This is a genomic window from Streptomyces sp. DT2A-34, assembly GCF_030499515.1.
GTDB lineage: Bacteria > Actinomycetota > Actinomycetes > Streptomycetales > Streptomycetaceae > Streptomyces.
Genome location: NZ_JASTWJ010000001.1, coordinates 9666121 through 9677948, shown reverse-complemented (window position 1 = coordinate 9677948; position 11828 = coordinate 9666121). Strand labels below are relative to the sequence as shown.

The following is an 11828-nucleotide window of genomic DNA, read 5'->3' as shown; positions in this document are numbered from 1 at the left end:
CGTGACGGCGCTTCCCCACGGCGTCGGGCAACCGTTCGAGGCACCCCCACTCCGGCGCAGCCGTGCGCCCGGAGCCGAGAATCCGGAGTTCTTCATGCGTCTTCGTCCCGCTCTCCGCCGTACCCGCGTCTCCGCCCTGGCCGCAGGGCTCGCAGCGGCAGGCGCGCGGACCCTCGCGACGCCCGCGTCGGCGGCCACCGCCCAGGCCGACGTCACCGCCACGCTCCGCGTCACGATCACCGACGGGGACTCGGTCATGACCCAGACCGCGGGCGTCTACACCTGCCACAGCGACTTCACCGTCGGCCGGGCGAAGGACATCTCCGTCACCGTCCCGGCCGGTCAGTGGGTCCAGGTCTTCAGCAGCCACGGCCGCTACGACTCCCTCAACATCAGCGGCGCCACCATCGAGCGCGACGGACAGGTCATCAGCTTCACGCTGTGACCGTCGCTGTCCCTGCGTGCCGGGAGCCGGAGCGGCACCGTACGGTCGGTCAGTTCTCCTGGAGTACGGAGAGAACGTTCCCCGCGGGGTCGGTGAACCACGCGATCGCCGCAGGGCCGCCGTTGCCGACCCGGACGACGCCCTTCTCGTCATGGTCGAACCCGGCGTAGCGCTCCAGGGTCACGCCGCGCCTCTCCAGTTCGCCGACCGCGGCCTCGATGTCGTCCACGGGGAAGTTGAGAATCGTGAACGTCGCGGGGGTGTGCTGCTCCTTGGGGTAGACGAAGACCCGCGCACCGCTGCCGAGCTTGACGAGCAGCATCCGCATGTCCCCCTCGCCGGTCTCCTCCACCTCGAGGCCGAGTACCTCACCGTAGAACCGGCGGGCCTCGCCGAGGTCGTCGACCGAGAAGCCGCTGAAGGCCTGCGATTGTCCGAGCATGGTGTGTGTCTCCTTCACGGGTGAGCCGTTCTGACCTCTCAGGGCACACCACACGGCGCCGACGCCGCCCGCGCGCCGCGCGGGCGGCGTCCGGATGGCGTGCGTCCTTCACCCGCACGAAGCGACGGCCGTGTCTCAAGGAGTTCGCGCGCCTTCCCGTTGCGGATGCTGACGCATCAAGTCCAGGTCCTCGCCCCAGGCGTCCAGCACCGCGCCGTGCCCGGCCCGCCGGGCCGACGCCTCGACGTGCGCGAAGAGACGGCGCTGGGTGGACACGTCGCCTGTGGCCGAGATGCGGTCCACGGCGGCGAGCAGCATGCCGGTGTCCCAGTCGGGCAGCGGGAAACGGGCCAGCTCCCACTCCAGGTATTTGTTGTAGGGGCGGGGGCGACGGTCGAGAGCGAAGAGCAGTTCCAGGAGAAAACGGACGCTGTCGGCGGCGTCGAGGCGGGCCGCGAGCGCTTGTCCGTCGCGGTCGTTCTTGATCGAGCGGTACAGGGAGTTGGCGTAGGCGTCGAGCCACCCACCCGCGTCCCGGAAGGCCTCGTCGGCGTCGAGCCGTGCCTTGTCCGCCAGGATCTCGGCGATTCCTCCGTCCAGCCGGTCGAGCACGATCCGGGCGCGGGCAAGGGCGTACCGCTCGAAGCCGGGCATCCCGACGGCACGGAATGCGTCGAGGGAGACGATGACGAGGTCGAGTTCTGCTGTGCGGTGACCTGTGAACCGGGTGAGCGTCGTTGCCGCGCCGTCGGCGAGGACGACGTACAAGTCGTGGTCGGAGTGGTCGGTGGTCATGCCGTCGTGGGCCCGGGAACCCTTGAGGACCAGGCCGACGACGGCTGGATCAGCGGCGGCGAGTTCGATGAACGCGTCGTAGGTGAGGGGCTGCTGAGCAGTCATTGCGTGATCTCCGGTGAAGTGATGACGGGTATGCCGGCCGGGCGGCCCCGTCCGAAGGGGTCGCCGGCACCGTCTGCGGCGGCGCTTGGCCACCGCCCGGGAGATCAACGCACGTGCGGACTTTATCGCCGGGCCGGCCGAGACGGGAGGGGGTCGTGGCAGCCCGCGTTGAGGCGTCGTCAGTCGCCTGCGGCTGCGGGAAGCGCGCCGCCGGCAGGTCGATCGCGTCGGCGACGGCCAGCAGACCGAGTACGGCGACGCTCAATGGCGTGGCGATCGGGGATCCGTCGACCTGGCAGACCCGTAGTGGCTCATGGACCTGGTGTTCCTCCGGTCAACGACTGTGGCCGAAACGCTGTTCCCGATCCCGTGGGGCGTAGGCCATCCGTGGTTCCGTCACCTGGCGGAAGACCCGCTGAACGGCAGGGGCACACAACCCGCTCATGACCACGGCCGCGACCAGCGTGACGGTGATCTCACCGACGGGCTGCCGGATCCAGGCGGGGTCGTACCAGCCCCAGTACTTGGCTCCCTGGGCGACGAAGCCGTGCAGCAGGAAGCCGCACAGCGTGCCGGCGCCCAGCGCGGTGAACCACATCCGGCGCCCGGGCACCCAGGTGAGGAAGCAGGCGACCAGGACGACCGAGCAGCCGAAGGCGGCCAGTGTCATGACAGGTCCGTACCAGGCGGGCGCGGCGAGTTCCTCGGCGCTCTCGCTGTGGAAGAACCAGGCGTAGTTCATCCGCGGGACCGTCCAGTAGGCGACCGCGAGGGCGCCGACGAGGACCGGCAGGGCCAGGATGCGCGCCGCGCGGCGGCGGACCAGCCGGAGATGCTCCGGCTTGAGCAGCGTGCCGAGTACGAAGTACGGCAGGAACTGCAGGACACGCTGGAGGCCGAGGTCGTCGCCGATGGAAGGCGAGAGGGTGGCGAGCATCGCGACGGCGAGAGCGAGTGGCAGTGGCCACCGCACGAGCCGCCATAGCGGGGACGTCAGCCGCCAGATGAACAGCGCCGCCAGGAACCAGGTCAGATACAGGGGGTCCAGCAGGCTGATCGGCCGGTCGGGGTCCTGGCTGGTCCATCGGGTGAAGAGGGTGTACGCCACCTCGAAGACCGCGTAGGGAACCACCACACCGGTCAGCAGACGTGCGATCTTCCGCGGTTCCGCCTGGAAGCCGCGCGAGAAGTGGCCCGAGATCACGGCGAACGCCGGCATGTGGAAGGCGTACACGAGTACGTACAGGGCGGTGACGGCGCGGCTTCCCTCCCGCAACGGCTCCCACGCGTGGCCGACCGCCACCAGCACGATCGCCAGGTACTTGGCGTTGTCGAAGAAGGGGTCCCGCTGATCGACCCGTCTCGGCCCCGCTCCTGGGGACGGCAGCGGCCGCTGCTGTCGCTCCGGTGCGCGTGTGACGGTGGGTACGGGTGTGGCGTCGGCGGACATCGCAAGCACCCTAAGCACACCTCCGCACGCCGCTTCAACCTCGCTGTGTGCGAACGCACACGTATGAGCCACTCCGGGCGGCGGCGCGCGGCGCCTTCCGCGACGCGAGCATGGCCATGTGTGCGCTCGTCGCCGCCGACGACGGCACCGTCGACCCTTCCGAGCGGCAGCGCGAGGCCCAACTGATCGCCGCCGACGAGGCGTTGCAGAACTTCCCCGCCGGCGCGCGGGCCGTCGTGCGCGAGGCGTGTGACGCGCTCGGCCTTCCGCCGCACGAGTTCGATCTCTGACCGATCGGCATCCCGTGTGCCGGGCCGACACGTTCGGCGTCCGCCCGGCGCGGCCGGTCAGCGGATGTCTTCGGGGTCAAGGTCCGTCCCGACGACCAGGGTGACCACGTCCGCCGCGGCATCCGGTGCCCGCGTGGCCCGGACTTCGGGCAGTCGGGCGGCCAGCGCCTCGGCCGACTTCTGCAGGCCCGCCGGGTAGGTGACGGTCGTGGTACCGGCGTCCTGCGGGGCGTTGCCCGTGCCGACGACGGTGAGGCCGGCCTCGCGGAGCTTCTCGGCGACGGTGGCGGCCCGTCCAGAGACGCCGGTGCCGTTGAGGACCTGGACGCGCACGGAGGAGGCGTAGAAGGGGTCCTTCGTCTCGGCCTGAAGTTGCTTCTTGTCGACCTCCTTGTCCTTGGCCAGGGAGGTGAACAGGTCGGCGGCCTGCGGGTACTGCCAGGCGACGTTGGCCTTGTCGGTGGCGACGTCGGCCTCGCGCGGGTAGTTGGGGACCGTGAGGAAGGACAGGCGGTCGCTCGGGATTCCCTTGAGCTCCGACGCGAGTCCGTACAGCGGCTTGATGCCGGCCAGATCGGGGTCCGTGGTCAGGGACTTGGTGCCGGACCGCAGGAAGCCGTAGAGCGACTTCGGGCTGGTCAGCCTGGACTTCGCCTTCTCGACCAGAGCGTTCATGAACTCCTGCTGGCGTCCGATGCGCCCGATGTCGGAGCCGTCGCCGACGCCGTAGCGGACCCGCACATAGCCGAGCGCCTTCTCGCCCTCGACGGTCTGGCAGCCGGGGTCGATGTCCAGGCGGGCCTTCTTGGAGTGGATTGCCTCCTTGGGACAGACCTCGATGCCGTCCAGGGCGTCGACCATGCCCTTGAAGCCCTGGAAGTCGACGGACATGAAGTGGTCGATGCGCAGGCCCGTGTTGGCCTCGACCGTCTTGATGGAGCAGGCGGCGGCCCCGGCGACCTCGCCGCTGGTGCCGCCGAGCGCGAACGCCTCGTTGATCTTGGCGTGGTGCGGGGCGGAGTCGCTCCCGTCGCCCTTGTCGCAGGCCGGTATCTCCACCCAGGAGTCACGCGGGAACGACACGACCGCGGCCCACTTCCGGTTCGCGGGGACGTGCAGCACCATCAGCGTGTCCGACTGCATGGTGGTCAGGTCCTTGCCGTACTCGGCGTTGGCGCCGTCGCGGCTGTCGGAGCCGACGACCAGGATGTTCTTCGAGCCCGGGCTGAGGTTGACGGGGCGGTCGCCGCCGATCTTGTCGTCTACGTCGGCGGACTCGATGTTGCTGTTGAGGTCCTGGTAGACCCAGGCGCCCACCCCGGCGATGCCGAGGACGACCACCGACGTCACCCCCGCGCCCCACGCCAGGATCCGCCCGCGCCGCGTAGGCCGGGCCTTCCCCCCGCCGGCCGACGTACGCCGACGCTTCCCCGTTCCGCTCATCCGCGCCCCCTCGTGTAGATGTACGGCCGCAAGGCCCGGTCCCCTCACCATGACCAGACCACGATCTTGGCAGCATCAGTTGCCTGAACCGAACGCAAAAGCGAAAGTCCGTGCCTGATCGGGTGCCCCCTCGTTCGGAAGGAAAGCGGAGGCCGGCGATGACCGGCCTCTTCCCACCCGCCGAACAGCACCGGCCTACCCTCCCCGCTCCGCGTCGGCCGTCTCGTCGACGCGTTCGGCCACCCACCCCAGGAAGGCCTGTACGTCGGTGGTGGGCAGTGCGGTCTCCGCGGTGCGCGAGGGGCGTTCGTAGCCGCGCAGTGCGGCGTTCAGGAGCGGCCGGAAGCATTCCTCGGACGCCGCGACCGCATGCGCCGCCCGGCGCTTGGGCTGCCAGCGGCCCGTGCGGCAGAACTGCACGGAGCGGCAGCCGTTGAGGACTCGGTTGTCCGCGAGATGCCCTTCGCCGGCGCTGTGCTCACGGACCGAGGCACGGAGCGCGGTGAGCACGTCGACGCGGGCGGGTTCGGCGATCACTTCCCGCGCCGACCTGCCGTACAGCACGCGCCCGGCTTGGTGGGCGACGGAACGGTCGATGACGTACCAGAACGACAAGGACTCCGTCGGGTCGAGGCTGACCCGTTCGGGCAGCAGGGGCCCGGTGTTGAGGTCCAGCAGGTACCCGGCCCCGCCGGACGGCCGGGCCGCGAAGTCCTCGTCGTAGACCACCAGCTCCAGTCCCGCCGCGGGGCAGGGAAGGGCGCGGTGCGCCAGTGCGGCGGCCAGGTTGGGCAGCGCACGCCCGGTCAGCGGCGCGTCCACGACCACGGTCACGTCGGTGTCGCTGCGCCCGTGCCGGTAGTCCCCGAGCGCGACGGAGCCCACGGCGATGACGCTCACCAGGTGGGATCCGCATACGGCGTGTGCGCGGTGGACGAGCTCCTGGAGGTAGGGGCGGAGTTCGGCGGGGACGGAGTGCGGGTCCACGACAGTCCTGGTCATACGGTCAGTGTCGGCCCCTTGTCCGTCGAGGCCGGAAAGCGACGAGTGCGGCACCTGACGGGTGACGAGCACTCGGCCGCCCCGCCCCTCTCCATGCCGTGCGCCCATGCACCGCAGCGCCCCGCGCAGATGCCCCTCTGCGCGGGGCGCGACGGCACTCGTGCCCCGGCTCAGGCGAGTTCGACCAGAAGATCGCCGCCCTCGACCTGCTGGACGCGATTGATGGCCAGTCGGGCCACCCTGCCGGACTTCGCGGCGGTGATCGACGCTTCCATCTTCATCGCCTCGATCGTGGCCACCGTGGCACCGGCCTCCACCTCCTCGCCCTCCGCGACCGTGAGGGTCACCACGCCGGCGAACGGCGCCGCGACATGGCCGGGGTTGGCCCGGTCGGCCTTCTCCGTCACCGGGACGTCCGAGGCCGCCGCCCTGTCACGGACCTGGATCGGCCGCAACTGGCCGTTCAGGGACGACATCACGGTGCGCATGCCCCGCTCGTCCGCGTCGCCGACGGCCTGCAGCTCGATCAGCAGCCGCACCCCGCGCTCCAGGTCGACGGCGTACTCCTTGCCCGGGCGCAGCCCGTAGAAGAAGGCCTTGCTGTCCAGCACGCTGGTGTCGCCGTAGGTGTCACGGTGCGTCTCGAACTCGCGCGTCGGTCCGGGGAACAGCAGCCGGTTGAGCGTCGACCGCCGGTCCTTCGCCAGGCCTTCACGGTCGTCGGCGCTCAGTTCCCGCACCGGCTTGGCCTCGGCGCGGCCCTGCAACGCCTTGCTGCGGAACGGCTCGGGCCAGCCGCCGGGCGGGGTGCCCAGCTCGCCGCGCAGGAAGCCGATGACCGAGTCGGGGATGTCGAACCGGTCGGGCCCCGCCTCGAAGTCCCCCGGGGAGACGCCGGCGCCCACCAGGTGCAGCGCCAGGTCGCCGACCACCTTGGAGGAGGGGGTGACCTTCACCAGGCGGCCGAGCATCCGGTCGGCGGCGGCGTACATCGCCTCGATCTCCTCGAAGCGGTCGCCCAGGCCCAGCGCGACCGCCTGGGTGCGCAGGTTGGAGAGCTGCCCGCCGGGGATCTCGTGGTGGTAGACACGGCCGGTCGGCGAGGCCAGGCCCGCCTCGAAGGGGGCGTAGACCTTGCGGACGCTCTCCCAGTACGGCTCCAGGTCGCCGACGGCCTGGAGGTCAAGGCCGGTGGGCCGCTCGGAGTGGTCGGTCGCGGCCACGATCGCCGACAGGGAGGGCTGCGAGGTGGTACCCGCCATCGACGCCACCGCGCCGTCCACCGCGTCCGCGCCGGCCTGGATCGCGGCGAGGTAGGTGGCGAGCTGGCCGCCCGCGGTGTCGTGGGTGTGGATGTGGACCGGCAGGTCGAACTCCCTGCGCAGGGCCGAGACCAGCTTCGCCGCGGCCGGTGCCCGCAGCAGGCCGGCCATGTCCTTGACGGCCAGCACATGGGCGCCCGCGTCGACGATCTGCTCGGCAAGGCGCAGGTAGTAGTCCAGGGTGTACAGGCGCTCGGAGGGGTTGGACAGGTCGGAGGTGTAGCACAGGGCGACCTCCGCGACGGCGGTTCCGGTCTCCCGTACGGCCTCGATGGCGGGCCGCATCTGGTTGACGTCGTTCAGCGCGTCGAAGATGCGGAAGATGTCGATGCCGGTGGCGGCCGCCTCCTGCACGAAGGCGTCGGTCACTTCGGTGGGGTACGGCGTGTAGCCGACGGTGTTGCGGCCCCGCAGCAGCATCTGGAGGCAGATGTTCGGCGCCGCCTCCCGCAGGGCGGCCAGGCGTTCCCACGGGTCCTCGGCGAGGAAGCGCAGGGCGACGTCGTAGGTCGCGCCGCCCCAGCACTCCAGGGACAGCAGCTGGGGCAGGGTGCGGGCCACGACCGGGGCGACGGCGAGCATGTCCTTGGTGCGCACCCGGGTGGCCAGCAGCGACTGGTGGGCGTCGCGGAACGTGGTGTCGGTGACGCCGATGGTCGGGGAGGCGCGCAGCCAGCTCGCGAAGCCCTCCGGGCCGAGTTCGGCGAGCCGTTGCCGGGACCCGGCCGGTGGCTCATCGGCCGGCAGCGCGGGCAGCTTGGTCAACGGGTCGATCAGGTCGGGCCGTTCGCCGTGCGGCTTGTTGACCGTGACGTCGGCGAGGTAGGTGAGCAGCTTCGTGCCGCGGTCGGCCGAGTGGCGGGAGGTGAGCAGGTGCGGACGCTGCTCGATGAACGACGTGGTGACCTGGCCCGCCTGGAAGTCGGGGTCGTCCAGCACCGCTTGGAGGAAGGGGATGTTGGTGGCCACGCCGCGGATGCGGAACTCGGCCACGGCACGCCGGGCACGGCCTACGGCGGTGGTGAAGTCCCGGCCCCGGCAGGTGAGTTTGACCAGCATGGAGTCGAAGTGCGCGCTGATCTCCGTACCGGCGTGGGTGGTGCCACCGTCCAGGCGGATGCCCGAGCCGCCCGGTGAACGGTAGGCGCTGATGCGGCCGGTGTCCGGGCGGAAGCCGTTGGCCGGGTCCTCCGTGGTGATACGGCACTGGAGCGCGGCGCCGCGCAGGGTGACCGTCTCCTGGGCGAGGCCGAGTTCGGCCAGTGTCTCGCCGGCGGCGATGCGCAGCTGCGCCTGCACCAGGTCGACGTCGGTGACCTCCTCGGTCACGGTGTGCTCGACCTGGATGCGCGGGTTCATCTCGATGAAGACGTGGTTGCCGTCGCGGTCGAGGAGGAACTCGACGGTGCCGGCGTTGCGGTAGCCGATCTGGCGGGCGAACCGCACGGCGTCGGCGCAGATCCGCTCGCGCAGCGCCGGGTCGAGGTTCGGGGCGGGTGCGAGTTCGATCACCTTCTGGTGGCGGCGCTGCACCGAACAGTCCCGCTCGAACAGGTGGATGACGTTGCCCTGCCCGTCGGCGAGGATCTGCACCTCGATGTGGCGGGGCTCGACGACGGCCTTCTCCAGGAAGACCGTGGGATCGCCGAACGCGGACGCCGCCTCACGGGATGCCGCCTCGATGGCCTCCCGCAGCTGGGCGGGCTCCTCGACACGGCGCATGCCGCGCCCTCCGCCGCCGGCGACCGCCTTGACGAAGACGGGGAAGCCGACGTCCTCGGCGGCGCGGACGAGCTCGTCCACATCATTGGACGGCTCCGAGGAACCCAGCACCGGCACGCCGGCCGCCCGTGCGGCGGCCACCGCGCGCGCCTTGTTCCCGGTCAGCTCCAGGATCTGCGCGCTCGGTCCGACGAACGTGATGCCCGCCTCTTCGCACGCGCGGGCCAGATCGGGGTTCTCGGACAGGAATCCGTAACCCGGGTAGACGGCGTCCGCTCCGGCCCGCTGCGCGGCACGGACGATCTCCTCCACGGAGAGATAGGCCCGCACCGGGTGTCCGGGCCGGCCGATCTCGTAGGCTTCGTCGGCTTTCAGCCGGTGCAGGGAGTTGCGGTCCTCGTGCGGGAAGACGGCGACGGTGCGCGCGCCGAGCTCGTAGCCTGCGCGAAACGCACGAATCGCGATCTCGCCGCGGTTGGCGACCAGCACCTTGCGGAACATTCTTGATCCCTTCAGCCTGCCGGTGACGGAGAGCACCCATGGTGTCGGCGGCACCCCTTTCACGCCATGTGAGCCGGACCACTTGCGGCCTAGGCTGTCCTTGAGCCTCCCGGGTCACGGGTGAGGTGAGCGAGGTGCCCTCATGACCAGCGCGAGTCACCGCGGTGCACGTGCCCCCGACGCGATCGGCGAAACGCCGGATCGGCGTACGTCCGCGGTGGGGCATCCGGGCGTGTTCCAGGACCTGCTCCCGCTCGCCCTGTGGGTGACCGATGCCGACGGGCGCCTGGTGCAGTGGTCGCTCGCCGCGCAGGACCTGCTCGGCCACACGCCGGAGCAGGTGCTGGGCCGGGAGGCCGACCACGTCCTCGTACCCGAGGAGAACCAGGAGCTGGCCGACCGGCTCACCCGGACGGTACGGGCGGGCGCGGCCGTCGTCGCACGACTGCCGGTCCGGCACCGCGACGGGACGCGTGTCGAGATGGAGATGTGGATCTGTCCGATCGCGGATCAGCGGAGGGGGACCGGTGTGCTGGCCATCGCGGCGGAGACCTCCGCGGTGGAGCAGATGCGGGATGCGCTGGCCGCACTGGAGGGGCTGTTCACCCAGTCCCCGATCGGCCTGGCCATGCTCGGCCCCGACCTGCGTTTCCTCCGGGTCAACGAGGCTCTGGCCCGCATGGACGGCGTCCCGGTGGCCGAGCACGTCGGCAGGCGCGTGACCGACGTCGCCCCCGGCGCCCGCGCGCTGGAGTCGGCGATGCGGCGGGCCCTGGACCGGGGTGAGGCGGTGGTGGACTTCCGCCACACCTCCGGCGGGGCGGACCCGGAACGGCAGCGGACGTGGTCCTGCTCCTACGCCCCCTTGCTCGGCGGGGCCGGCCAACGCGTGGGAGTGATCGCTTCGCTGATCGACGTGACGGCGGGGCAGCGGGCCCATCTGGAGGCGGAGCGGGCGCGGCGGCGTCTCGCGCTGCTGGCGGAGGCGGGTACGCAGATGGGGTCCACCCTGGATCTGACGCAGACGGCGCAGGAGGTGGTCCGCGTCCTGGTGCCCCGGCTGGCCGACTCCGCCGACGTCCAGTTGCTGGAGGAGGCGATGGCCCCGGACGAGACCGCCGCGTCGGCGCACGGCGTGGTCCGCCGGGCCGCGGCGGCCTTCACCGATCCGGCCGCGCCGGCCGATCATCTCGCGGTCGGCATGACCATGAAGGTCCCGCCCGGCTCGGTGTACGAGCAGGTCATCAGTGCCGGGCTTCCCATGAACCTCTACCTGGGCGACATCGGCCCGCTGATCCCCACGCCCGGCGCCGAACGGCTGCGCGCGTACCTGTACGCCCGCGTGGGCGCGGCGCGCCTGGTTCCGCTGGTGGCCCGGGGCACCGCGCTCGGCGCGGTGGTGGTGACCCGCACGCGCGGGCGCGACCCGTTCGACGACCAGGACACCCTGTTGATCGACGAGCTGGTCGCCCGAGCCGCGCTGAACATCGACAACGCGCGCATGTACAGCCGCGAACGCGACGCGGCCCTCACCCTCCAGCGCAGCCTGATGAACACCGCCCTGCCCACCGTCAGCGGACTGGAACTCACCGGGCGCTATCTGCCGGCCGGCGACCACGAGGTCGGCGGCGACTGGTTCGACGCCATCGCCCTGTCGGACGACCGGACCGCCCTGGTGATCGGCGATGTGATGGGGCACGGCATCCACGCGGCGGCGGTCATGGGCCAGCTGCGCACGGCGGTCCGGACCCTGGCACGCCGGGACACCGCGCCCGACCAGGTGCTGCGCTCCCTGGACGCCGCCGTGGCCGACCTGGGCGACAACGAGATGGCCACCTGCCTGTACGCCGTTCACGATCCGGCCACCGGACACTGCCTGATCGCCAGGGCGGGCCACCCGCCCCCCGTGATCGCCGACGGGCGGGGCACGGTCGCCTTCCTGGACGGACCCACGGGCCCGCCGCTCGGCGTGGGCCGACAGGACCGTGAGATCCAGCGGGTGCCCCTGCCGCCGCACAGCCTCCTGGTGACCTACACCGACGGTCTGATCGAGACCCGCGGCACGGACCTCGACCAGGGCATGCAGCGCCTGGCCCAGGCCCTGCGGCGGCGCCCCGGCCGTCCTCTGGAGGAGGTCTGCGACGACCTCCTGGCCCATGTCATGCCCGAAGTGGCGGACGACGACGTGGCGGTACTCCTCGCCCGCGCCCTGCCCCGGTGACCCCGGGCGTCGCGCTGCCCCGGTGACCCGGGCGTCGCACCCTCACGGGCGTCACCCCACCGACCGTCCCGGCCGACGACGAAGCACTCG

The 11828-nt window shown here is 71.5% G+C and carries 8 protein-coding genes and 1 pseudogene; 3 read left to right on the top strand and 6 right to left on the bottom strand.

Annotation, left to right across the window (positions count from 1 at the left end; all coding sequences use genetic code 11):
* Positions 1-94: 94 nt before the first annotated feature.
* Positions 95-445, top strand: a complete 351-nt coding sequence (locus QQM39_RS43145; protein WP_302003019.1) for a hypothetical protein — start codon at positions 95-97, stop codon at positions 443-445.
* Between the two features lie 49 nt (positions 446-494).
* Here QQM39_RS43145 and QQM39_RS43140 read toward each other — a convergent pair whose 3' ends face one another.
* From QQM39_RS43140 to QQM39_RS43130, 3 genes are all read right to left on the bottom strand, one after another.
* Positions 495-887, bottom strand: coding sequence for a VOC family protein (locus QQM39_RS43140; protein ID WP_302003018.1), 393 nt, complete (start codon positions 885-887; stop codon positions 495-497).
* A 135-nt stretch (positions 888-1022) separates the two neighbouring features.
* On the bottom strand, positions 1023-1787 hold the full coding sequence (locus QQM39_RS43135) for a hypothetical protein (protein ID WP_302003017.1): 765 nt from the start codon (positions 1785-1787) through the stop codon (positions 1023-1025).
* 334 nt (positions 1788-2121) lie between these two features.
* The gene (locus QQM39_RS43130) at positions 2122-3237 is read right to left on the bottom strand and encodes an acyltransferase family protein (protein WP_302003016.1); all 1116 of its coding nucleotides are present in this window, start codon (positions 3235-3237) and stop codon (positions 2122-2124) included.
* An 89-nt stretch (positions 3238-3326) separates the two neighbouring features.
* Between QQM39_RS43130 and QQM39_RS43125 the strand changes: the two are divergent.
* Positions 3327-3527 (top strand): annotated as a pseudogene (locus QQM39_RS43125) (TerB family tellurite resistance protein); the annotation flags it as partial.
* A gap of 57 nt (positions 3528-3584) precedes the next feature.
* Here the strand turns inward: QQM39_RS43125 and QQM39_RS43120 are convergent.
* From QQM39_RS43120 to QQM39_RS43110, 3 genes are all read right to left on the bottom strand, one after another.
* Positions 3585-4970, bottom strand: coding sequence for an LCP family protein (locus QQM39_RS43120; protein WP_302003014.1), 1386 nt, complete (start codon positions 4968-4970; stop codon positions 3585-3587).
* Positions 4971-5165: 195 nt separating this feature from the next.
* The gene (locus QQM39_RS43115) at positions 5166-5972 is read right to left on the bottom strand and encodes an aminoglycoside adenylyltransferase domain-containing protein (protein ID WP_302003013.1); all 807 of its coding nucleotides are present in this window, start codon (positions 5970-5972) and stop codon (positions 5166-5168) included.
* A 170-nt stretch (positions 5973-6142) separates the two neighbouring features.
* Positions 6143-9517 carry a pyruvate carboxylase gene (locus QQM39_RS43110; RefSeq protein WP_302003012.1) on the bottom strand — a complete coding sequence of 1125 codons (3375 nt, stop codon included), beginning with the start codon at positions 9515-9517 and terminating at the stop codon, positions 6143-6145.
* 142 nt (positions 9518-9659) lie between these two features.
* On the opposite strand from QQM39_RS43110, the gene QQM39_RS43105 reads away from it, so the two are divergent.
* Positions 9660-11738: a SpoIIE family protein phosphatase gene (locus tag QQM39_RS43105; RefSeq protein ID WP_302003011.1), complete on the top strand. Its 2079-nt coding sequence runs from the start codon at positions 9660-9662 to the stop codon at positions 11736-11738.
* The last annotated feature ends 90 nt before the right edge of the window (positions 11739-11828 follow it).